This is a genomic window from Streptomyces sp. NPDC000229, from assembly GCF_040300825.1.
In the GTDB taxonomy this organism is placed as follows: domain Bacteria; phylum Actinomycetota; class Actinomycetes; order Streptomycetales; family Streptomycetaceae; genus Streptomyces.
The window spans coordinates 33,931-55,235 of record NZ_JBEPEL010000006.1; the positions used below are offsets into that span (position 1 = coordinate 33,931).

Below are 21,305 nucleotides of genomic sequence, written 5' to 3' on the forward strand. Positions count from 1 at the left end.
CCAGTTAGGAAAGTTTCCTTCCAGTCTCGACTCCCGTCAACGCATCGGAGCCCCCCATGAGACCGGCACGGATCCGCACACGTCCCCTCGGCAGCGCCGGCACCCTCCTCGCCGCGCTCCTCGTCGCCCTCGCCGCCGTCACCACCCTCACCGTCCCCGCCGCCGCCACGACCGGCGCGGATCAGGGAACCGTGAACACCTCATCCGCCCCCACCGCCGCGACACCGGTCGCCCTCAACGGCAGGCTCAAGGTCTGCGGCACCAAGCTCTGCAACCAGGACGGCACCCCCGTCCAGCTGCGCGGCATGTCCACGCACGGCTTGCAGTGGTACCGCCAGTGCGTCACCAACGGTTCACTGGACGCCCTGGCCACCGACTGGAACGCGGACGTCCTGCGTATCTCCCTGTACATCCAGGAGGGCGGCTACGAAACCGACCCGCGCGGCTACACCGACCTCGTGCACTCCATCATCGAACAGGCCACCGCCCGCGGCATGTACGCCATCGTCGACTGGCACATGCTCAGCCCCGGCGATCCCCACCACAACCTGAGCCGTGCCAAGACCTTCTTCTCCGAGATCGCCCGGCGCCACGGCGGCAAGAAGAACCTGCTGTACGAGATCGCCAACGAACCCAGCGGCGTCAGCTGGTCCCGCGTCAGGAGCTACGCCGAGGAGCTGATCCCCGTCATCCGTGCCCAGGACCCGCGCAGCCCGATTCTCGTCGGCACGCGCGCGTGGTCGTCGTTCGGCGTCTCGGAGGGATCCGACGAGACGGAGGTCGTCAGCAATCCGGTACGCGCCTCCAACATCATGTACACCTTCCACTTCTACGCCGCCTCGCACCGCGACGAGTACCTGCACACCCTCTCCAGAGCGGCGGACAAGCTGCCCGTCTTCGTCACCGAGTTCGGCACGCAGGACTACGCGGGCGAAGGCGCCGACGACTTCGCCATGGCGCAGCGCTATCTCGACCTGATGGCGAAGAAGAAGATCAGCTGGGTCAACTGGAACTTCTCCGACGACCACCGTTCCGGCGCCGTCTTCAGGGTCGGCACCTGTGCGAACAACGGCCCCTGGGCCGGAACCGGCTCACTGAAGCCGGCCGGTGTGTGGATCCGTGACCGGATCAGGTCGGCGGAAAGGTCCCCCACCGGCTGACCCGCCCAGCACGGTCGCCTCTCCCGGCCGCCCCCGCCCGCAGCAGCACCCGTGCGGGCGGGGGTCCGTGGGTACCGGACGCGCGCACGAGCAGGCGGGCGGCCCGCCCTCGCCCGGGCCGGAGCCGGAAACCCGGGCCCCGGCGGTGATCACGACCGTATCCTGCCGCCATGACCGATCATGAGAACGACCAGCTCCAGCCGATGCCCGACGACTGGCAGCGCGCGCTCGCCGTCGTCGCGCACCCCGACGACCTGGAGTACGGGTGCTCCGGCGCCGTCGCTTCCTGGACCGACGACGGCCGTCAGGTCACCTACCTCCTCGCGACCCGCGGCGAGGCGGGCATCGACACCATCGACCCCGCCACCTGCGGGCCGCTGCGCGAGCGGGAGCAGCGGGCCAGCGCGGCGGTGGTCGGGGTGTCGGAGGTGGAGTTCCTCGACTACAAGGACGGCGTCATCGAGTACGGTCTCGGGCTCCGCCGTGACATCGCGGCGGCGATCCGGCGCCACCGGCCCGAGTTGGTCATCACGCTCAACCACCGTGACACCTGGGGCGGGGTCGCCTGGAACACCCCCGACCACGTGGCCGTCGGCCGCGCCACCCTGGACGCGGCCGGCGACGCCGGGAACCGCTGGATCTTCCCGGAGTTGATCGAGCAGGGCCTCGAACCGTGGGACGGTGTGCGCTGGGTGGCCGTCGCGGGTTCGTCCTCCCCGACGCACGCCGTCGACGCGACGCCCGGCCTGGAGCGGGCCGTACAGTCGCTGCTGGAACACCGCGCCTACATCGAGGTGCTCACCGATCAGGACCCGGAGGAATACTGCCGTACCTTCCTCACCGGCAACGCCCAGGCGGCGGCGCCACGGTTCGGTGGGCGTCGGGCCGTGACGTTCGAGCTGTTCAGCCGCTGACGAGCCGGTCGACGGCCGCGGTGCCGGAGGAGGTGTACCCCCTGGCCATGGCCATGGGACCCACGACCGGCACGGCGGCGGCGGTCGCGGCGGGGGCCATCGGCGCCCGCGCGGGCGCCAGGACCGGTGCCGAGGCGGGGACGAGTTGCAGACCGTGCGGGGCGCCCGCGACCGGCGCCACCGCCGGTGCGGACAGCGGCGTTACCGGCATGGGAGCCGGCTGCGCGGAGCCTCCGTACAACACCTGCTCCAGCGCCGACACCAGGTGGCGCACCTCCTGCGGCGGGCGGACCACCAGCCGCAGGAACCGGCTGGAACTGCCCACCTTGTTGCCGCACTCGCGCACCAGCACGGCGTGTTCCGTCAGCAGCCGGTCGCGCAACGCCACCCCGTCCACGCCCACCGGCAGCCGTACGTAGACGAAATTGCCCTGCGAGGGGTAAACGGTCAGCCCGGGCAGGGCCGAGAGCCGGGCCGTCATGTCCTGCCGGTCCTGCCGGGACCGGCGCAGGCTCTCCTCGTACTCCTGGCGGTGCTCCTTGAGCATGAACACCACCGCCTCCGCGAAGGAGTTGAGGTTCCACTTCGGCAGCATCGAGCGGATCCGCCCGGCGAGCGCCGGGTTGGCGACGAGGTACCCGAAACGCACGCCGTGCAGACCGAAGTTCTTGCCGAGGCTGCGCAGCACGATCACATGCGGCCGCAGCACCGCCTCCTCGACGATGCTCGTCCCGGCGGCCGCGTCGGAGAATTCGAGGAACGACTCGTCGACCACCACCAGGTCCAGGTCCTGGAGGATGTCGCACAGCGCCAGTACCTGGTCCTTGGCCAGCAGCCCGCCGTCCGGGTTGTTCGGATTGCAGATGACCGCCGTTCGGGACCGTCTGGCGCGGACGAACCGTACGAAGGCGTCGGGATCGAGCCGGAAGCCGTGGGCCTCGGGCAGCAGCATCATGTCGACGCGTTTGCCGGTCTCCATGGGCTGATCGGTCCACCGGCCGAAGGTCGGCACGGGTACGGCGAGCGATTCCCGGACGAGCAGGTGGTCGATCCAGGTGATCAGCTCGGTGGAGCCGTTGCCCATCGCGACGGTCTGCGGATTGAGTCCCAGGGTCTGGCAGAGCTCGGCGGTGATGGTGTCCGCACCGCTCGGGTAGTACGTGAGGATCTCTCGGAGGCGTCCGCCGAGCCGCTCGAACATCGCGGGCGTGGGGAAGTAGGGGTTGCACGGGATACAGAAGTCGATGATCCGGCCGGGTGCCCCGCCGGCGCCCCCGCCGCCCGCCCGGTCGAGCATGGCGATCGAGGGGCTGTGTGCGGTGGACGCCCGGAAAAGCGTGGTGATGTCGCCGGCCATGGAACTGCCCTCCCTGCCCGAGGAAGGCCCGCACGGGGGAGTGCGGACCGCCGATCCATACGGATCCGGGTCGGACGACGTTCAACCACGGGGGTGAGCACCTCACCGGCGCCCCGACGATTCCCGGGGATCTCCAGAACATGTTCCCTCTCGGCAAGCGACCGCTTAGTATGCGGACCAGTGCGACCCAGCGCGGTACTGCCCGACTCTTTGTGGAGGCCCTCGATGCAGGCATGGCGAGTACACCGGAACGGCGAGCCGAGCGAGGTGATGCGGCGCGAAGAGGTGGACCGGCCCACGCCCGGCGACGGGCAGCTCCTGATCAAGGTCAGGGCCGCGAACATCAACTTCCCCGACGCGCTGCTGTGCCGCGGCCACTACCAGGTGCGGCCGCCGCTGCCCTTCACTCCGGGCGTTGAGGTCTGCGGCGAGACCGAGGACGGCCGCCGGGTGATCGCCACGCCCGCCCTGCCCCACGGCGGACTCGCCGAGTACGTGGTCGCCGACGAGGCGGCGGTCCTGCCCGCGCCCGACGCGCTCGACGACGCCGAGGCCGCCGCCCTCCACATCGGCTACCAGACCGGCTGGTTCGGACTGCACCGCCGGGCGGCCCTGAAGGAGGGCGAGACGCTCCTCGTCCACGCCGCGTCGGGCGGTGTCGGCAGCGCCGCCGTGCAGCTCGGCAAGGCGGCCGGCGCGAAGGTCATCGGGGTCGTCGGCGGGGCCGGGAAGGCGGAGGTCGCGCGCGAGCTCGGCTGCGACGTCGTCATCGACCGGCGCGGCGACGACATCGTCGCGGCCGTCAAGGAGGCCACCGGCGGCCGGGGCGCCGACGTGATCTACGACCCGGTCGGCGGCGACGCGTACGCCAAGTCCGCCAAGTGCGTGGCCTTCGAGGGCCGGATCGTGGTCGTCGGCTTCGCGAGCGGTGACATCCCGGCCCCCGCCCTCAACCACGCCCTCGTCAAGAACTACTCGATCATGGGGCTGCACTGGGGCCTGTACAACCAGAAGGACCCCGAGGCGATCCGCCGCTGCCACGACACCCTCACCGAGTACGCGGCCAAGGGCCTGATCAAGCCCCTGATCAGCGACCGGGTCGCTTTCGAGGGCGCGGCGGCCGCCGTGCAGCGCGTCGCCGACGGCACGACCACCGGCCGCCTGGTCGTCCTCCCGGCCGCCCCGGCCGCCCCGGCCGTCACGGAAGGAGCCGCACGATGACGGACGCCGCGGAACTGCGCGCCCGTACGCAGGAGTTGCTCACGGCGTACCCGCCCGCCGGCACCGACCGCACCGACTTCCTCAAGGCCCGCTTCGACGCCGGCCTCGCCTGGGTCCACTACCCCGTGGGCCTCGGCGGGCTCGACGCGCCCCGCTCCCTCCAAGCCGTCGTCGACGCCGAACTCGAAGCCGCCGGAGCCCCCGACAACGACCCGCGCCGCATCGGCATCGGCCTCGGCATGGCGGCCCCGACGATCCTCGCGTACGGCACCGAGGAGCAGAAGAAGCGCTTCCTGCGCCCCCTGTGGGTGGGGGAGGAGGTCTGGTGCCAGCTGTTCAGCGAGCCCGGCGCCGGCTCCGACCTCGCCGCGCTCGGCACCCGCGCCGTCCGGGACGGCGACACCTGGGTCGTCAACGGCCAGAAGGTCTGGACGTCCAGCGCCCACGTCGCCCGCTGGGCGATCCTCATCGCCCGTACCGATCCCGGCCTGCCCAAGCACCGGGGCATCACCTACTTCCTGTGCGACATGACCGACCCGGGCGTCGAGGTCCGGCCGCTGCGCCAGATCACCGGCGAGGCCGAGTTCAACGAGGTCTTCCTCACCGATGTGCGCATCCCGGACGCACACCGCCTCGGCGAGGTCGGTGACGGCTGGAAGGTCGCCCAGACCACGCTGAACAACGAGCGCGTCGCCATCGGCGGCGCCCGCATCCCGCGCGAGGGCGGCATGATCGGCCCCGTCTCGCGCACCTGGCGCGAACGGCCCGAGTTGCGCACCCACGACCTCCAGCAGCGGCTGCTCGACCTGTGGGTGGACGCCGAGGTCGCCCGGCTCACCGGCGAGCGGCTGCGCCAGCAGCTCGTCGCGGGCCAGCCGGGCCCCGAGGGCAGCGGCATGAAGCTCGCCTTCGCCCGCCTCAACCAGGAGATCAGCGGCCTGGAGGTGGAACTCCTCGGCGAGGAGGGCCTGCTGTACGGGGACTGGACCATGCGCCGCCCCGAGCACGTCGACTTCACCGGGCGCGATGCCGGCTACCGCTACCTCCGCTCCAAGGGCAACTCCATCGAGGGCGGTACGAGCGAAGTGCTGCTGAACATCGTCGCGGAACGCGTCCTCGGGCTGCCCGCCGAGCCGCGCAACGACAAGGACGTCGCATGGAAGGACCTGGCGCGATGACGGACCTGCTGTACTTCGAGGCCGAGGGCGACCTGCGTGCCGCCGTACGCTCCCTCCTGGCCGGCCGCGCCGACCCGGCGGACCTGACCGGCCGCGTCGAGGACACCGGCTCCCGGGACCCCGCCCTCTGGAAGGCGCTCGCCGCCGACATGGGCACGGCAGGGCTCCTCGTCCCCGAGAAGCTCGGCGGCCAGGGCGCGTCCCACCGCGAGGCCGCCGTCGTGCTGGAGGAACTCGGCCGCGCGGTGACGCCGGTCCCGTACCTCACCAGCTGCGTCGTCGCGACCGAGACGCTGCTGGCCGTCCAGGCCGGTGACCTGCTCGGCGAGCTCGCCGCCGGGCGCAAGGTCGCGGTGCTCGCCGTCCCGCTCTCCGCCGGGCCCGGTCACGAGCCGGCGGCCACCGGCACCGTCACCGGCGTGGCCGACGCCGACCGCGCCGACGTCCTGCTCGTGGTGCGCCCCGACGGGCTGTACGCGGTCGACGCCGCCGACGCCACGATCACCCCGCAGACCCCGCTCGACCTGACCCGCCCGCTCGCGACCGTGACCGCCGACGACGGCGGCACCCGCCTCGCGGACTCCGGCGCCGCCCGCGAGGCGGTGCGCCGGGGCCTGCTCGCCGGGGCCGGGCTGCTCGCCTCCGAGCAACTCGGGCTCGCCGAGTGGTGCCTGGAGGAGACCGTCCGGCACACCCGCGAGCGTCACCAGTTCAACCGGCCGGTCGGCTCCTTCCAGGCGCTCAAGCACCGCATGGCGCAGCTCTGGCTGGAGGTGGTGAACGCCCGAGCCGCCGCCCGCAACGCCGCCGACGCGCTCGCCACCGGCAGCACCGAGGCGCCGCTCGCCGTGGCCGTCGCGCAGGTGTACTGCTCGCGCGTGGCGGTGCACGCCGCCGAGGAGTGCGTCCAGCTGCACGGCGGCATCGGTATGACCTGGGAACATCCCGCGCATCTCTATCTGAAGCGGGCCAAATCCAGCCAGATCGCCTTGGGATCGGTGGCGCACCACAAGCGCACCGTTGCCGACCTGGCCGATCTCCCCGCCCCGGCATGATCCGGTAAGGACCGGAAGAGGCGCACACCCCTCTACATGCTGTTTAATTGCGAATCGTTCGCAACAGCAGCTGATCTTCACTAGCTTCACGAGGGGTGTGGAACCATGACCGCCCGATCCATACGCGGCATGGCCGCCGCCACGCTGGCCGGTGCCCTGGCCATCACCGCGGCGGCCTGCTCGAACCCCGGCGCCTCCGGAGCCGGCTCCGCCGCGGGGGAGAGCGCGGTCGTCGGCATCGCGTACGAGCCCGAGTCGCTCAGCCCCCTGCTCGGCTACGGCAAGGACGGCAACTCCAAGATCTTCGACGGGCTGCTCGCCTTCGACGGCGACATGAAGCTGAAGCCCGCCCTCGCGGTGGCGCTGCCCCGGGTGAGCGCGGACGGCCTGACGTACACGTACAAGCTGCGCAAGGGCGTGAAGTTCAGCGACGGCAAGCCCTTCACGGCCAAGGACGTCGTCTTCACCTACCGCACCATCCTCGACAAGAAGACCAACAACGCCTCCAAGACCGAGCTGGACGCCCTGAGGGACGTCAAGGCGGCCGGCGACGACACCGTCGTCTTCACCCTCAAGTACCCCTACGCCGCCTTCGCCGAGCGCACCGTCCTCGGCATCGCGCCCGAGCACATCGCGGCGAAGCAGGACGTCAACAGCGGCCCGTTCACCACCAGGCCCGTCGGCACCGGACCGTACGTCCTCACCGGCTGGTCCAAGGGCGAGAAGATCAGCTTCAAGGCGAACCCGCACTACTGGGGCGGCGCCCCCAAGGTGAAGAAGTTCACCATGGCGATCATCAAGGACGACGACGTCCGCGCCACCCGCCTCCGCTCCGGCGACCTCGACGGCGCGATCCTGCCCCCGAACCTCGCCAAGGGCTTCAAGGGCGACAGCGCCAAGAAGACCTACGAGGCGACGACCTACGACTACCGCCTGGTGACCCTGCCCACCCACAACAAGGTCACGGGCGACACCGCGGTCCGCCGCGCCCTCGACGTCGCCGTCGACCGCCGGGCCATGGTCGACCAGATCCTCGAAGGTGCCGGAAAGCCCGCCTACGGCCCGGTCCCCACCGACAGCGAGTGGTTCACCAAGGGAACCGAGCGCCCCCACGACCTCGCCAAGGCCAAGAGGATCCTCGACGACGCCGGCTGGAAGCCCGGCCCCGACGGCATCCGCGTCAAGGACGGCGTCCGCGCGACCTTCCCCCTGTGGTACCTCTCCGGCGACAAGCTCCGCCAGGACCACGCCCTCGCCTACGCCTCCGACGCCAAGAAGGCCGGCATCGACATCAAGACCCAGGCCGGCACCTGGGAGGTCATCGAGCCGCGCATGAAGCACGACGCGGTCCTCGCGGGCGGCGGCTCGCCCGGCGACCCCGACTTCGACCAGTACCTGCTCCTCACGTCCTCCCTCGGCGGCGACGGCTTCAACAACATGGCCTGGTACGACAACCCCGCCGTCGACAAGGCCCTCGAAACCGGCCGCACGACCAACGACAAGGCAGCCCGGAAGGCCGCGTACGACACCGTCCAGCGCGAGCTGGTGAAGAACCCGGGGTATACCTTCCTCACCCACATCGACCACGTGTACGTCGTGGACGACGCGTGGAACGGGCTGTCCACCCAGGTCGAGCCGCACGACCACGGCCTCGCCGCCGGCCCGTGGTGGAACGTCGAGGACTGGACCCCGAAGAAGTGAGCCGCGCCCTGCCCCTCGGGGCGATGGCGCGGATGGCGGGACGGCGGGCCCTGTTCGCCGTCCCCGTCCTCCTCGTGGTGACCTTCGGCGTCTTCGCCGTCGCCGCCGCCTCCCCCTTCGACCCCGTCAAGGCGTACGCCGGCACCGCCGGGCTCACCGCCTCGCAGGAGAACCTCGACCAGCTGCGCGCCAACCTCGGCGTCGACCAGCCGCTCGTCCCGCGCTGGTGGAACTGGCTGACCTCCGTCCTCACCGGCGACCTCGGCGACTCCAGCGTCATGCGCCAGCCCGTCGCCGACGTCATCGGCGAGCGCATCGGCTGGTCGGCGCTGCTCGCCGCGACCGCCTTCGCCGTCGCCGTCCTCCTCGGTACGGCGCTGGGCGTCCTCGCCGCCCGCCGCCCGGGCGGCTGGCTCGACCGGTGCGTCAGCTCGGCCGCGTACACCCTGGAAGCCGCCCCCGCCTTCTGGCTCGGGCTGCTCGCCATCTGGTTCTTCGCCCTGGAGCTGGACGTCCTGCCGGCCGGCGGCCTCACCGACACCGCCAGTGAGACCGTCACCTTCGGCCAGGTCGTGTCGCACCTGGCGCTGCCCGCCCTCGTCCTGGGCGTCTCCCAACTGCCGTGGTTCTTCCTCTACGTGCGCCAAGGCGTCGCCGACGCGCTCGACGAGGACCCCGTGCGGGGCGCACGCGCGCGTGGCCTGAACGAACGCACCGTGCTCCTCGGGCACGCGCTCCGCTCCGGCATGCTGCCGATGCTCACCCTCATCGGCTCCCGCGTGCCCGAACTGATCACCGGCGCGCTGCTCGTGGAGACCGTCTTCAGCTGGCCCGGCATCGCCGCCGCGACCGTCCAGGCCGCCACCTCCGTCGACTTCCCGCTGCTCGCCGCGCTGACCGTGCTCGCCACGGCGGCGGTTCTGCTCGGCAACCTCCTCTCCGACCTGCTGTACGGACTCGCCGACCCGAGGGTGGGCTTCGATGGCTGACCTCGTCTGGCGCTCCCACGGGCGCACCCGCCGCTCCACCCGTACCGTCCGGGTGTCCGTCTCCGCCGTCATCGTCGCGGCGGTCGTCATCGCCGTGCTCGTCGTACCGCCGCTCGTCCAGCTCGACCAGCAGGCCGTCGACCTGTCGCTGAAGCTGCGGCCACCGTCGCTCGCGCACCCGTTCGGCACCGACGACGTGGGGCGCGATCTGCTGCTGCGCTGCGTCTACGGCCTGCGCGTCTCCCTCCTCGTCGGTCTGGTCGCGGCCCTCGTCGCCACCGTCATCGGCACTGCCGTGGGCGCGGCGGCCGCGGCCTTCGGCGGCTGGACCGACCGGCTCGTCATGCGGCTCGTCGACACCTTCTCGTCCGTACCGCACCTGCTGCTCGGCATCTTCATCGTGGCGATGTTCCGCCCCGGCGTATGGCCCGTCATCGTCTCCGTCGCGCTCACGCACTGGCTGTCCACCGCTCGGATCGTCCGCTCCGAGGTGCTCTCGCTGCGCTCCCGCCCCTACATCGACGCGGCGATCTCCGGCGGCGCGTCCCGGTGGCGGGTGACGGTCCGCCACCTGCTGCCCGCGGTGTTGCCGCAAGCCGGCCTGGCAGCCGTGCTGATGGTGCCGCACGCCATGTGGCACGAGTCCGCGCTGTCCTTCCTGGGCCTGGGCCTCCCCTCCCACCAGGCCAGTCTCGGCAACCTGGTGCAGACGGCACGCGGTTCGCTGCTCGCCGGCGACTGGTGGCCGACGCTCTTCCCGGGCCTGTTCCTGATCATTCCGACGCTCGCCCTCGCGGGCCTCGCCGGCGCCTGGCGGGAACGGCTCAACCCACGCCGCCGATCGGAGCTGATGCTGTGAGCCCCGTTCTGTCCGTACGAGAGATGTCCGTGCGCTTCCGGATGCGCGGCGGCCGCCACATCGCCGCCGTCACCGGCGCGAGCTTCGACCTCGCCGCGGGGGAGTGCCTCGCCCTCGTCGGCGAGAGCGGCTGCGGCAAGTCCGTCCTCGCCTCCGCCCTCCTCGGCCTGCTGCCCGGAAACGCACAGACCACCGGTACGGCGACGATCGACGGCATCGAACTCCTCGCGGCCGACGAGCGCACCCTCGCCCGTACGGTACGAGGACGGCGCATCGGACTCGTCCCGCAGTCCCCGGCCGCCCACCTCACGCCCGTACGGACCGTCCGCGCCCAGCTGGAGGAGACCCTGCGCGAGCTGACCGGCACCCCCCGCGCCGGCCTCCGCGCCGCGGCCGAGGCGGCGGCCGAACGGGCCTCCTTCCCCGCCGGCCTCCTCGACCACCACCCGCACGAGCTGTCCGGCGGCCAGGCCCAGCGCGCCGCCACCGCCCTCGCGCTCATCGGCGACGCCCCGCTGCTGCTCGCCGACGAGCCGACCACCGGCCTCGACCGCGACCTGGTCGACCGCACGGTCGACGAACTGCGCCGCCACGCCGACGACGGCCGCGCCCTGCTGCTGATCACCCATGACCTGGCGGCCGCCGAGCGGATCGCCGACCGGGTCGCCGTGATGTACGCGGGCCGGATCGTCGAACTGACCGACGCCGACCGCTTCTTCGGCGGCCCCGGCCCCCGGCACCCCTACGCCCGCGGTCTGCTCGCCGCCCTCCCGGAACGCGACTTCACCCCCATCCCGGGCCTGCCCCCCGAACTGGGCGCCCTTCCCGACGGCTGCGCCTTCGCCGCGCGCTGCGACCGGGCGAGCGACGCCTGCGGCACGATGCCGCGTTTCGAGGGCGGCGTCGCCTGCCACCACAGCGAGGAGACGGTCCGTGCTTGAGCTCGACTCGATCACCGCCGGGTACGACCCCCGTACCCCCGTCTTCCGCGCCGCGTCCCTGACCATCGAGCCCGGCGAGGCCGTCGGCCTGCTCGGCCCCAGTGGCTGCGGCAAGTCGACCCTCGCGCGGGTCGCCGCCCTGCTGCACCGGCCGGACGCCGGCCGGGTCCTCGTGGACGGCCAGGAGGTACGAGGCTGGCGCCACCGCGCCCCCCGGAGCCTGCGCACCGCGATCGGTGTGGTGTTCCAGCAGCCCCGCATGTCCGCCGACCCGCGGCTGCGGCTGCGCGACCTGATCGCCGAGCCGCTGCGGGCGACCGGCCGCCGTGACGAGGTGGACGACCGGGTGCCCGAACTGGCCTCGACGGTCGGCCTCACCGACGACCTGCTCGGGCGGCGCCCGCACGAGGTCAGTGACGGCCAGCTGCAGCGCGCCTGCCTCGCCCGTGCCCTGGCGCTCCGCCCGCGCTGGCTGATCTGCGACGAGATGACCGCGATGCTCGACGCCTCCACCACCGCCGCCCTGGTCGCCGTGGTCGAGACGTACCGCCGCGACCACGGGGCCGGCCTCCTCGCGGTCGGCCATGACCGTGTGCTGCTGGAGCGCTGGTGCGACCGGACGACGGAGTGGGGTGACTGTGCCGCCGGAGGGGTGTGACCCGGAGCGCGGGGGGCAGGCGCCACCCCATGACCGAGACGTTCAAGGCCGACGGGTGGGAGACGGGCGACCCGGGCGACGAGCTGGCGCGACTGCGTGACCAGGTCCGTCACCTCCAGGCCCAGGCTCGTCACCGGCCCCTGATCGCGGAGGCCCAGGGCATCCTCAAGGAGCGGTACCGCCTGGCGGACGCCGAAGCCGCCTTCGCCCTGCTGCAGCTCGCCTCACAGCGCTTCAACGTGAGGCTGCGCACCCTGGCCGCCGCCGTCGTCCGGCTGGAACGGCCCGGCGACCGGAGCGACACCTGGTTTCCCGGCCGGGTGAAGCACCCGGCCCCCGCACTGGACTCGCTGGCCATCGACGACGCCTCGCACGCCCACCGGGGCGCCGTACTGAGCGCGGTCCTGTCGCAGACGATGGCGGTCACCACCACCCACATGGGCAATGTGCAGATCGGGGACCACACGGCAGGCGGCCTGTGGCTGGAGAAGCACGAGGGGCTCAGCGACGACTTCGTGGACTTCTTCCACTTCGTCGGCGAGGACGGAACCGCCTGCGCGCAGGCGGCGAAGGACCTCGCACAGGTCACCGTGCGCGACGTCGCCACGGACCCGGTCTTCACCGAGGACGCCCGCCGGACGATCCTGCAGGCGGGCAGCCGGGCGGCCCACAGCGTGCCGCTGGTCAGCGGAGGTCGCTGCGTGGGAATGGTCTCGGCCCATTTCGAGCAACCCATCCAGGACCTGCACGCCGCCCAGCTCAAGGCGCTGGAGCACACCGGCCGCCAAGTGGGCCGCTGGCTGACCTGGTACGACCGTACGGTCGTACTCGACGCGCTCGAGCACCTGCACGCCGCCGGCCGCCATCCCGAGGTGAGGCGGGCCCGCCGGCGCTGATCCCGCGCCGGCCGGAGGGCGGCCGCGCGCGGCCGTCACACGCAGTTCCGGAGGGCGGGGCACGCGGCCGGCGCCCGTGACACGAACCGGAGGCGACGAACCGGCGGCGTATCGGCCAACTCCCGGCAGGACAAGGGTGGTTCGTGGACAGGGACCGCATACTCGGTCTCGTCCCCGTTCCCTCCCATCCCTCCCGTCCTCGCCACCCCTGTGCCCCGGAGGCAGCCATGGCGCCGTTGTCCCGCCGCTCCGCCGTCGTCACCCTCGCCACGGGCGCCACCGCCCTCACCCTGCCCGTCCAGCGGGCGGCCGCGCGCCCCGCCCCCGCGTCGCACGTGCGGCCCCTCCGCCGGGCCCACGCGCACAACGACTACCTGCACCGACGGCCCCTGCACGACGCCCTGGCGCACGGCTTCACCAGCGTCGAGGCCGACGTCTTCCTCGTCGACGGCGAGCTCCTCGTCGCCCACGAGCCCGCACAGCTCGACCCCACGCGCACTCTGCGCTCCCTGTACCTCGACCCGCTGGCAGCCCGTGTGGAGGCCAACCGCGGCTCCGTGTACGCCGGCCACCGCCGGCCCGTGCACCTCCTCATCGACATCAAGGCCGACGGTGTCGCCGCGTACCGGGAACTGCACCGCCAACTGACCGCCCACCGGCGGATGCTGAGCAGCTGTGTCAACGGCACGGTCCGGACCGGGGCCGTCACGGCCGTCGTCTCCGGCGACCGAGCGGCCCGCGCCCCCATGGAGGCGCAAGGCCTCCGGTACGCCTTCTACGACGGCCGCCTCGACGACCTGGGCACCGCCGCCCCCGCCGCCCTCGTCCCACTGGTCAGCTCCAACTGGACCCACACCTTCCGCTGGCAGGGCACCGGCCCCTTCCCCGACGCCGAGCGGGCCGCGCTCCACCGACTCGTCACCACCGCCCACCGCGAGGGCCGGCGCCTGCGGTTCTGGGCCACCCCCGACGCGCCCGGGCCCGCCCGCGACGCCGTATGGGCCGAACTGCTCACCGCCCGCGTCGACCACATCAACACCGACGACCTGGCCGGACTCGCGCGCTTCCTCCGCGCCCACCGCGAGTAACGGGTCACCGTCCGGCAATACCCGTTCGGCCGACATGCCGTACATCCGGACGGCGCCTTGGCTCCGCCAGACTGGCCGCCGAATGCCACACAAAAGGTGCGGCGACTGGCCGAGGAGGGTGACGCATGGCCGTATCCATTTCCGTGGTGGTGCTTCTGCTGATCATGGCGGTGGTCTTTCTGCGCAACGGCGGGCTGAAGGTCTCCCACGCTCTGGTGTGCGGCCTGCTCGGGTTCTTCCTCGCGAGCACCAGCCTGGCGCCGACCATCTACAACGGCGTGTCCGCCACGGCCGACGTGGTCAGCAACTTCAAGCCCTAGGGCTTTTCCTCGCCGCGCACGAAGATCCCGATGCCGTTCGGTACGGCACGCTGGGCGCCGCCGCTGGGATGGTTGAGCACCTTGACCTTCGCCGCGCCGCCCTCCCGGGCCACCAGGGTGGAGGAGCCGCCGCCGTCCAGATTGACGGCGTCCGACGCGCCCAGGTCCCGCATCGCGTCCGCCACCTCGACGACGGTCAGCCCGCTGCGGAACCCCGGCGAACCGTCCAGCGCCAGCAGCAGCAGCCGTTGCCCGCCGTCCCTGACCCCCGCCGCCGTGCGTACCGCGGGCGTCACCTTGTCCATCCCGCTCAGCGGCTCCCCAGCGCGCAGTACCGGATAGCCACCCACCGCGAAGCGGTACGTGCCGCCCGCGAGCGCGTACCTGACGTTCACCTGGTCACCGACCGCCATCCGGCGCAACTCCCGCGCCCCCGCCTCACGCCCGACCAGTACCTCCGTGCCCGGGGCGATCGCGCCCCGGCCGGGTTTCTCCGACACCGCGACGACCTGACCACCGCGCACCGTCACCTCGTAGGTTTCGGTGCTGCACGGCGCGTCCCGCTGTGTGTCCGTGCCACATGTGGCACGCACACGTGAGGCGGCGCCCCAGTCCTTGGTGAACACCCCCACCGCATCGACCGGCAGCGCGTACTGGTTGAGCCCGCCGAGCGGCAGCTCACCCTGCTGCGACGACACCGTCCCGTCCAGCGCCAGTTCGCCGACCCGTGCCAGCCCGTCCTCACCGACGCCCAGCACGTGGCGGGTGTTCGTACCGGGTGGCAGGGCGGGCCCGTAACGCTGCCCGTTCGGCACCGCGGCCTTCAGGGGACGCCCGTCCGCGACGGCGGGGCCCACCGGGGCGCCGGTGGCCTCCACGCCCGGGTGCTGCGTCTCCGACAGGTGGAAGAAGTCACCGTTGACGCCGCCCACCGCACCGGCGTTGTCCGCCAGCGAGGACAGCGGGGAGCGCGCCGCGACCACCCCCGGGTACAGCAGCCCCATCGACACACGCGCGTTGCCCAGGTCCACCGACAGCAGATGGGCGCGCGCGGTGCCACGCGGGGACGGAAGGTCGAACCACCGGTATTCCACCCCCGGCGCGACCCGCTGCCACACAGGCGCCGGGGCGGCGGGCGGAGCGCCCGCCAGCGAAGCGCCCAGGAGGGACGCCAGAACGAGCATCAGAAACGCACGGCCGCGCAGCACGGTCACAGTCCCCCCACGGTCCAGGGCAACTCCCACAGGTCTCGGAAGAGTTGCCCGGCCCGGGTCGACTACGAACCGGCCAGTCGCGAACGGATGAGGAAACGTAGACCATTCGGGGCCTGCGAGGGGAACCAGCTGCCCCGTAGGGCTGCTGATTCCCCGTCACCCGTCACCCGTCACCCGTCACCCGTCACCCGTCACCCGTCACCCGTCATTCGTCACCCGTCGGGCGGGGCGGGGCCTGGGCGGGCGCCACGTCACCGGTTGCGCGCCAACCACAGCCGCGCGAAGTCCACCGCCTCGGCGACCCCCACGAGCCGGCACCGCGCCGACCCCACCTCACCGGTCCGTACGGCGCCGCCGCCGTACCGCTCCAGGTCCGCGCCCAGCGCGGCGAAGTCACCGTCGTCGAGGGCGACGTCCTCGTACTCCCACCACCGTCGCAGGCCACCGTCGTCCCGCACCACACAGCGGTAGGTACGGCGCGGCGGTCGTGCCACCCGGTACTCGCCCAGATGGAAGGCGGTGCAGCTGCCGAACCCGGCCCCCAGCAGCAGGATCCGCGCCCGCAGGTCGTACAGCCGGGCGAGCGGCGAGTCCTCACCGAGATGGCAGTCCGTGCGGTGGCCGGAGACGACCTTCTCGGCGTGCGGCCCCAGCGCGGCGAACGACGTCTGCGGGTGCGCGCTGCGCATCGCACCCGGGCTCGTCCGGACGGCCTCGGCCAGCACCCCGAGCCCCTCGTCGCACGGCATGGTGTCCGCGTCGTACGGCGGCATCGCCGCACGCACTGCCGCGCGCCCGGCCTCACCGAGCCCGCGCACCCGCTCACGATAGGCGGGCGAGGTGTCCGAATTGCGGGCCGTGAACGCCGGGACCACCACCGTGCCGTCCGGCCCGAGCACCCCCCGTACCGCGCGCAGCACCGCTTCCGCGCCGCCCGCGACGGGGCCCACCGCCCGCAGCGACGCGTGCACCAGCAGGAACCCGCCCGGCTCGACGCCCAGCTCGGTGAGGTGCGCGGTGAGCTGACGTTCCGTGAGAATCCCGGTCCCGGTCAAAGCAACTCATTCCGTCCGCCGCTGGCCCGTGGGCGCCCATCGTAGAGCCTTCGCCGGGCGACGTCGGTCCCAGAAGCAGCCAATCCCGCCGTCCCGTCAGGATGACGTCAATGCTCGGCGGCGCCCCGTCAGCGTGACGTCAATGACGTTCAACCGGCCCCGCCGGTCGGGCATACCGTCGACAGCACGCCCCGGCGGCCTCCCCGCGCCGGGGCCCCCGCTTGTTTCGAGGATCCTCCAGGAGGAACCCATGGCAGAGCTCCCGTGCGCCGACGATCCTGAGCCATCCGAACCCGTCCCGGCCGGACCGCTGTACGTTCCCGTCCGGCCGGGGCCCCTCGGGTGCGCCGTACGGCTGTTCCGCACGCCGCCCGGCGGCCGCACCGCCGTCTGCTTCACCAGCGAGCACCGGCTCACGGCCGCGCTCGGACCCCATCAGGCGTGGATTCGGCTGGCCGGCCCCGTCCTGCGGACGCTCACCGCGCCCCTGGGCGCCACCGCCGTCACCGTGGACCCCCGGTTCACCGCACCCGCGGCGACTTCCGCACCCGCGGCGACCCCCGCACTCCCGGTGTCCGCACCCGCGGCGACCTCCGCACCCGCCGTCGTCCCCCCACGGGCCGGGCTCCTGCGGACCGGCTGAAAGGACCGCCCATGACCACCCTCGACACGCCCCCGGCCGCCACGGCGACGCCCGAAGAGAGCGACCTCTCCCTCTGGCCCGCTTCCACCCGGCGGCTGCCCGGCGGCGACCTGTCGGTGGGCGGGGTGCCGCTCACCGCGACAGCCGACCGGTTCGACACGCCCGTGTACGTCCTCGACGAGGACGAGGTGCGGGCGCGGTGCCGCGTCTACCGGAACGCCTTTCCCGACGCCGACGTGTTCTATGCGGCCAAGGCGTTCCTGTCCCGCGCCATGGTGCACTGGGCCGACGACGAGGGCCTCGGCCTCGACGTGTGCTCCGCCGGCGAACTCCAGCTCGCGGTCACCGCAGGCTTCCCGCCCGAGAACATCGTGCTGCACGGCAACGCCAAGTCCCCGCACGACCTCGACACCGCGCTGCGGCTCGGCGTCGGACGCGTCGTCATCGACAGCCCCTCGGAGATAACCCGCCTGGCCGCCGCCCTCGGGCCGGACGGGCGCCAGAAGGTGATGGTCCGGGTGGTGCCCGGGATCAGCGCCGGCGGCCACGACAAGATCCGGACCGGCACCGAGGACCAGAAGTTCGGCCTGGCGATCAGTGACGGGTCGGCGCAGCACGCCATCGCCCGCATCCTGGACCGGCCGGAGCTCGAACTGACCGGACTCCACTGCCACCTCGGCTCGCAGATCGCCTCGGTCAAGCCGTACGCCACGGCCGTGCGCCGTATGGTCGGCCTGATGGCGCGCGTCCGCGACTCCCACGGCGTCGTCCTGCCCGAGCTGGACCTGGGCGGCGGCCACGCCGTCGCCTACCGCCCCGGCGAACGGGCCCTCGACATCGCCCGACTCGCCCGTACGGTCCGCGCGGCCCTGGCGGACAGCTGCGCCGCAGCCCGGTTGCCCGTGCCCCGCCTGCTCATCGAACCCGGACGCGCCGTGGTGGGCCCCGCAGGCATCGCGCTCTACCGGGTCCTGGCCGTCAAGCACACGGGTGAGCACGTCTTCGTCGCCGTGGACGGCGGCATGAGCGACAACCCCAGACCGGCCCTGTACGGAGTGCGTTACGCACCCCGCCTCGTCGGGCGGCTCCCGGCGGCCGCTCCCCGCACGGTCACCGTCGTCGGGCGGCACTGCGAGGCGGGCGACGTCCTGGCGGCGGACGTCGAACTGCCCGGCGACATCCACCCCGGCGACCTCCTCGCCGTACCGGTCGCCGGCGCCTACCAGCTGTCCATGGCCTCCACGTACAACCTCGTCGGCCGCCCGCCGGTCGTCGCCGTCGCCGAGGGCCACGCCAGGCTGCTCGTCCGCCGCGAGTCGCTGGCCGACTTCCGCACCAGGGACGTCGGCCTCTGAGGAGCACCACCTGCCCGGCCACGCGGCCCGGCATAGCCCCGGCCCACCGATGCCGGGCCGCTCCCGCCATGCCTCGGTCCGCTCCCTGGAGCGGTACGCCCCACCTGGAGCCGACGCCGTGGCCGGCACGTCGCCGGACGCGACCCGGCCGCTCGCCGCCGGGTCGAACTGCCGGACCCGTACCGCAGAACAAGGGGAGGACCCCGGAGCCCGGCCCGGGGGCCTCCCGCTGTGCGCGTGCGGTGTCAGTGGCTGCCGGCGAGTTCGCCGGTGAGCTTGCCGTGGAGGTCGGCGCTCGGGTCGTTCAGGCCCGTGATCTCGACGGTCTTGCCGCGCTGGGCGTACTTGGTCTCGATGGCGTCGAGGGCGGCGACGGAGGAGGCGTCCCAGACATGGGCCGCGCTCAGGTCGATGACGACCTTGTCCGCGTCGCTGGCGTAGTCGAACTGGCCCACCAGGTCGTTGGAGGAGGCGAAGAACAGCTCGCCGGTGACCCGGTAGACGACCGTGGTGCCGTCGGGGGTGGTGACGGCGGTGACCTCGGCGAGGTGGGCGACGCGCCTGGCGAAGATGACCATGGCGGTGATCGAGCCGACGACGACGCCGATGGCGAGGTTGTGCGTGGCGACGACACAGGCGACGGTGATCACCATGACGGCGATCTCTCCGGTGGGCATCCGCCTGAGGGTCTTGGGTGCGACGGAGTGCCAGTCGAAGGTCGCGAACGACACCATGACCATGACGGCGACCAGGGCGGCCATGGGGATGTCGGAGACGATGGGGCCGAAGACGATGCACAGCACCATCAGGAAGGCGCCGGCCAGGAAGGTGGACAGGCGGGTGCGGGCGCCCGAGACCTTCACGTTGATCATCGTCTGGCCGATCATGGCGCAGCCGCCCATGCCGCCGAAGAATCCGGTGACGATGTTGGCGATGCCCTGGCCGATGGACTCGCGGGTCTTGCTGGAGTGCGTGTCGGTGATCTCGTCGACCAGCTTGGCGGTCATCAGCGACTCCATCAGGCCGACCAGCGCCATCGCGAAGGCGTAGGGGGCGATCGTCGTCAGCGTGTCGAGCGTGAACGGCACGTCCGGAAGACCCGGCACCGGCAGGGAGGACGGCAGCTCGCCCTTGTCGCCGACGGTCGGCACCGCGATGCCGGCCGCCACCGTGATGACGGTCAGGATGACGATCGAGACGAGCGGGGCGGGGACCACGGTGGTGATCCTCGGGAAGAACACCATCAGGGCCAGGCCCGCCGCGATCAGCGGATAGACCGGCCACGGGACATCGCGCATCTCGGTGATCTGGGCCATGAAGATCAGGATGGCCAGCGCGTTGACGAAGCCGACCATCACACTGCGCGGGATGAACCGCATCAGCTTCGCCACCCCGAGCGCGCCCAGGACCAGCTGGAAGACGCCTGCCAGGATGACGGCGGCGATCAGGTGGCCCAGACCGTGCTCACGGTTGAGCGGGGCGATGACGAGTGCGACGGCGCCGGTCGCGGCGGAGATCATCGCCCGTCGGCCGCCGACGATCGCGATGACGACGGCCATGGTGAAGGAGGCGAACAGGCCGATCGCCGGATCGACACCGGCGATGATCGAGAACGAGATCGCCTCGGGAATCAGGGCGAGGGCGACGACCAGGCCCGCCAGGACCTCGGTGCGCCACACCTTCGGATCGGAGATCCAGTCGGGCTTCAGGCCGCGCAGGCGCGCGACCGGGGACACAGCAGTAGCAGCAGAAGACAAGGGAGACGGGACCTGTCGTGCTCGGGCACCCCCCTGATGGCAGCCGGGGTGTGCGGGAGGACGCGGAGGGGCCGGGCCGGCACCCCGCGGGGCGGCTCCATGAACGTGGAGCCGGAAGTCGAGAGGGGAGCGGAGGGGGCCTGCGCGTGGGCGGCCTCACCTCATGTCCGGGGGCGACGCGTCACGGCGGGCAGGCGGCGGCGTCGGGCGTCATGGGCTCGCGCACGCTTGGCTCCTGCAGAATCGATCTTCACCGGGGGCGGCGTCGGCCCCGACACGGCAACGGCGGGGCAGCGGCTGGCCGCCCTCGCCACCGGCAACTCTACCCTAACGTTAGAGTAGAGTTCGGCGGTGCCCACCGGGCCGAGACGCCGACGAGGAGAAGGGCCGGAGGAGCACGGGCGTGGACGGCAAGCACATGCAGATCGGCGAGGTCGCCGCGCGCACGGAGCTCTCCCTGCGCACCATCCGGCACTACGAAGAGACCGGCCTGGTCGTCCCCTCGGCACGCTCCCAGGGCGGCTTCCGCCTCTACACCGAGAACGACGTCGCCCGCCTGATGGTGATCCGCCGGATGAAGCCGCTGGGTTTCACCCTGGACCAGATGCGCGACCTGCTGGAGGCCACCGACCGCCTCGACTCCGGCACTCAGCTGGCGGCCGGTGAGCGGGAGGACCTGCTGGAGCGCGTGCACGGGTTCCAGCAGGCCGCGCAGCAGCGAGTGGCGGACCTGCGGACCCAGCTGGCTCGGGCGGAGGAGTTCGCCGCCACGCTGGGCGAGCGTCTGGCGTCGGCGCACCCTGGTCCGAGCGGTTCGGTGACTCCCGTGGCGGGGCCTTGACCACCACCCCGGTCCGGGTTCCGGCCTACACCTTCCTGCGGGACGGCCGGCGGGTGCCGGCCGTGGACAGTCCCTGAGGGCGCGAGGGGTTACGCCGGCACCA

20 protein-coding genes are annotated in these 21,305 nt (G+C 72.4%); 16 read left to right on the top strand and 4 right to left on the bottom strand.

Going from position 1 to position 21,305, the window contains the following annotated elements; all coding sequences use genetic code 11:
- Window positions 1–56 precede the first annotated feature (56 nt).
- Together ABT360_RS05515 and ABT360_RS05520 are read left to right on the top strand one after the other, a co-directional pair.
- Window positions 57–1,160 carry a glycoside hydrolase family 5 protein gene (locus ABT360_RS05515; protein ID WP_351811101.1) on the top strand — a complete coding sequence of 368 codons (1,104 nt, stop codon included), beginning with the start codon at window positions 57–59 and terminating at the stop codon, window positions 1,158–1,160.
- 170 nt (window positions 1,161–1,330) lie between these two features.
- A complete protein-coding gene (locus ABT360_RS05520; RefSeq protein ID WP_351811103.1) occupies window positions 1,331–2,074 on the top strand; it encodes a PIG-L deacetylase family protein in 744 nt (247 codons plus the stop codon).
- On the opposite strand, the gene ABT360_RS05525 is transcribed toward ABT360_RS05520, so the two are convergent.
- Complete coding sequence (locus ABT360_RS05525; protein ID WP_351811106.1) at window positions 2,064–3,431, bottom strand: pyridoxal phosphate-dependent aminotransferase; 1,368 nt, start codon at window positions 3,429–3,431, stop codon at window positions 2,064–2,066. The two genes, ABT360_RS05520 and ABT360_RS05525, sit on opposite strands and share 11 nt — an antisense overlap.
- Before the next feature lie 225 nt (window positions 3,432–3,656).
- Between ABT360_RS05525 and ABT360_RS05530 the strand changes: the two genes are divergently transcribed.
- From ABT360_RS05530 to ABT360_RS05580, 11 genes are all read left to right on the top strand, one after another.
- Window positions 3,657–4,652 (top strand): NADPH:quinone oxidoreductase family protein, encoded by a 996-nt coding sequence (locus ABT360_RS05530; protein ID WP_351811108.1) that lies wholly within the window; start codon window positions 3,657–3,659, stop codon window positions 4,650–4,652.
- Window positions 4,649–5,830 (top strand): acyl-CoA dehydrogenase family protein, encoded by a 1,182-nt coding sequence (locus tag ABT360_RS05535; RefSeq protein WP_351811111.1) that lies wholly within the window; start codon window positions 4,649–4,651, stop codon window positions 5,828–5,830. The genes ABT360_RS05530 and ABT360_RS05535 overlap by 4 nt, the downstream gene beginning before the upstream one ends.
- Window positions 5,809–6,885, top strand: coding sequence for an acyl-CoA dehydrogenase family protein (locus tag ABT360_RS05540; RefSeq protein ID WP_351811114.1), 1,077 nt, complete (start codon window positions 5,809–5,811; stop codon window positions 6,883–6,885). The genes ABT360_RS05535 and ABT360_RS05540 overlap by 22 nt, the downstream gene beginning before the upstream one ends.
- A 105-nt stretch (window positions 6,886–6,990) precedes the next feature.
- Window positions 6,991–8,586, top strand: a complete 1,596-nt coding sequence (locus ABT360_RS05545; RefSeq protein WP_351811117.1) for an ABC transporter substrate-binding protein — start codon at window positions 6,991–6,993, stop codon at window positions 8,584–8,586.
- 23 nt (window positions 8,587–8,609) lie between these two features.
- Entirely contained in the window at window positions 8,610–9,575 is a 966-nt protein-coding gene (locus ABT360_RS05550) for an ABC transporter permease (protein WP_351811422.1), read from the top strand.
- A complete protein-coding gene (locus ABT360_RS05555; RefSeq protein ID WP_351811120.1) occupies window positions 9,568–10,434 on the top strand; it encodes an ABC transporter permease in 867 nt (288 codons plus the stop codon). The genes ABT360_RS05550 and ABT360_RS05555 overlap by 8 nt, the downstream gene beginning before the upstream one ends.
- Window positions 10,435–10,457: 23 nt before the next feature.
- On the top strand, window positions 10,458–11,375 hold the full coding sequence (locus ABT360_RS05560; protein WP_351811426.1) for an ABC transporter ATP-binding protein: 918 nt from the start codon (window positions 10,458–10,460) through the stop codon (window positions 11,373–11,375).
- Window positions 11,368–12,033: an ABC transporter ATP-binding protein gene (locus ABT360_RS05565; protein ID WP_351811123.1), complete on the top strand. Its 666-nt coding sequence runs from the start codon at window positions 11,368–11,370 to the stop codon at window positions 12,031–12,033. Before ABT360_RS05560 ends, ABT360_RS05565 begins: the two co-directional genes overlap by 8 nt.
- Before the next feature lie 29 nt (window positions 12,034–12,062).
- Window positions 12,063–12,929, top strand: a complete 867-nt coding sequence (locus ABT360_RS05570) for an ANTAR domain-containing protein (RefSeq protein WP_351811126.1) — start codon at window positions 12,063–12,065, stop codon at window positions 12,927–12,929.
- A 227-nt stretch (window positions 12,930–13,156) separates the two neighbouring features.
- On the top strand, window positions 13,157–14,017 hold the full coding sequence (locus ABT360_RS05575; RefSeq protein WP_351811128.1) for a phosphatidylinositol-specific phospholipase C/glycerophosphodiester phosphodiesterase family protein: 861 nt from the start codon (window positions 13,157–13,159) through the stop codon (window positions 14,015–14,017).
- 125 nt (window positions 14,018–14,142) lie between these two features.
- Window positions 14,143–14,337 carry a hypothetical protein gene (locus ABT360_RS05580; RefSeq protein ID WP_351811130.1) on the top strand — a complete coding sequence of 65 codons (195 nt, stop codon included), beginning with the start codon at window positions 14,143–14,145 and terminating at the stop codon, window positions 14,335–14,337.
- Here the strand turns inward: ABT360_RS05580 and ABT360_RS05585 are convergent.
- Both ABT360_RS05585 and ABT360_RS05590 read right to left on the bottom strand, forming a co-directional pair.
- Window positions 14,334–15,521 (bottom strand): phosphodiester glycosidase family protein, encoded by a 1,188-nt coding sequence (locus tag ABT360_RS05585; RefSeq protein ID WP_351811429.1) that lies wholly within the window; start codon window positions 15,519–15,521, stop codon window positions 14,334–14,336. The two genes, ABT360_RS05580 and ABT360_RS05585, sit on opposite strands and share 4 nt — an antisense overlap.
- 281 nt (window positions 15,522–15,802) lie before the next feature.
- Window positions 15,803–16,606: an aminoglycoside N(3)-acetyltransferase gene (locus ABT360_RS05590; protein WP_351811133.1), complete on the bottom strand. Its 804-nt coding sequence runs from the start codon at window positions 16,604–16,606 to the stop codon at window positions 15,803–15,805.
- A 250-nt stretch (window positions 16,607–16,856) separates the two neighbouring features.
- On the opposite strand from ABT360_RS05590, the gene ABT360_RS05595 reads away from it, so the two are divergent.
- Entirely contained in the window at window positions 16,857–17,249 is a 393-nt protein-coding gene (locus ABT360_RS05595; protein ID WP_351811136.1) for an SAV_915 family protein, read from the top strand.
- An 11-nt stretch (window positions 17,250–17,260) separates the two neighbouring features.
- Window positions 17,261–18,604: a diaminopimelate decarboxylase gene (lysA, locus tag ABT360_RS05600; protein ID WP_351811139.1), complete on the top strand. Its 1,344-nt coding sequence runs from the start codon at window positions 17,261–17,263 to the stop codon at window positions 18,602–18,604.
- 245 nt (window positions 18,605–18,849) lie between these two features.
- Here lysA and ABT360_RS05605 read toward each other — a convergent pair whose 3' ends face one another.
- The gene (locus ABT360_RS05605) at window positions 18,850–20,340 is read right to left on the bottom strand and encodes a SulP family inorganic anion transporter (protein WP_351811142.1); all 1,491 of its coding nucleotides are present in this window, start codon (window positions 20,338–20,340) and stop codon (window positions 18,850–18,852) included.
- A gap of 424 nt (window positions 20,341–20,764) precedes the next feature.
- Between ABT360_RS05605 and ABT360_RS05610 the strand changes: the two genes are divergently transcribed.
- A complete protein-coding gene (locus tag ABT360_RS05610) occupies window positions 20,765–21,202 on the top strand; it encodes a MerR family transcriptional regulator (RefSeq protein WP_351811144.1) in 438 nt (145 codons plus the stop codon).
- Window positions 21,203–21,305: the final 103 nt, after the last annotated feature.

What these genes read in the sequence shown, in the direction of transcription:
- ABT360_RS05550 (WP_351811422.1), top strand. Translation starts at nt 8,610, where the DNA reads ATGGCGCGGATGGCGGGACGGCGGGCCCTGTTCGCCGTCCCCGTCCTC.
- ABT360_RS05595 (WP_351811136.1), top strand. Translation starts at nt 16,857, where the DNA reads ATGGCAGAGCTCCCGTGCGCCGACGATCCTGAGCCATCCGAACCCGTC.
- ABT360_RS05570 (WP_351811126.1), top strand. Translation starts at nt 12,063, where the DNA reads ATGACCGAGACGTTCAAGGCCGACGGGTGGGAGACGGGCGACCCGGGC.
- ABT360_RS05515 (WP_351811101.1), top strand. Translation starts at nt 57, where the DNA reads ATGAGACCGGCACGGATCCGCACACGTCCCCTCGGCAGCGCCGGCACC.
- ABT360_RS05530 (WP_351811108.1), top strand. Translation starts at nt 3,657, where the DNA reads ATGCAGGCATGGCGAGTACACCGGAACGGCGAGCCGAGCGAGGTGATG.
- ABT360_RS05580 (WP_351811130.1), top strand. Translation starts at nt 14,143, where the DNA reads ATGGCCGTATCCATTTCCGTGGTGGTGCTTCTGCTGATCATGGCGGTG.
- ABT360_RS05540 (WP_351811114.1), top strand. Translation starts at nt 5,809, where the DNA reads ATGGAAGGACCTGGCGCGATGACGGACCTGCTGTACTTCGAGGCCGAG.
- ABT360_RS05545 (WP_351811117.1), top strand. Translation starts at nt 6,991, where the DNA reads ATGACCGCCCGATCCATACGCGGCATGGCCGCCGCCACGCTGGCCGGT.
- ABT360_RS05575 (WP_351811128.1), top strand. Translation starts at nt 13,157, where the DNA reads ATGGCGCCGTTGTCCCGCCGCTCCGCCGTCGTCACCCTCGCCACGGGC.
- ABT360_RS05555 (WP_351811120.1), top strand. Translation starts at nt 9,568, where the DNA reads ATGGCTGACCTCGTCTGGCGCTCCCACGGGCGCACCCGCCGCTCCACC.
- ABT360_RS05560 (WP_351811426.1), top strand. Translation starts at nt 10,458, where the DNA reads ATGTCCGTGCGCTTCCGGATGCGCGGCGGCCGCCACATCGCCGCCGTC.
- lysA (WP_351811139.1), top strand. Translation starts at nt 17,261, where the DNA reads ATGACCACCCTCGACACGCCCCCGGCCGCCACGGCGACGCCCGAAGAG.
- ABT360_RS05585 (WP_351811429.1), bottom strand. Translation starts at nt 15,521, where the DNA reads ATGCTCGTTCTGGCGTCCCTCCTGGGCGCTTCGCTGGCGGGCGCTCCG.
- ABT360_RS05525 (WP_351811106.1), bottom strand. Translation starts at nt 3,431, where the DNA reads ATGGCCGGCGACATCACCACGCTTTTCCGGGCGTCCACCGCACACAGC.
- ABT360_RS05520 (WP_351811103.1), top strand. Translation starts at nt 1,331, where the DNA reads ATGACCGATCATGAGAACGACCAGCTCCAGCCGATGCCCGACGACTGG.
- ABT360_RS05535 (WP_351811111.1), top strand. Translation starts at nt 4,649, where the DNA reads ATGACGGACGCCGCGGAACTGCGCGCCCGTACGCAGGAGTTGCTCACG.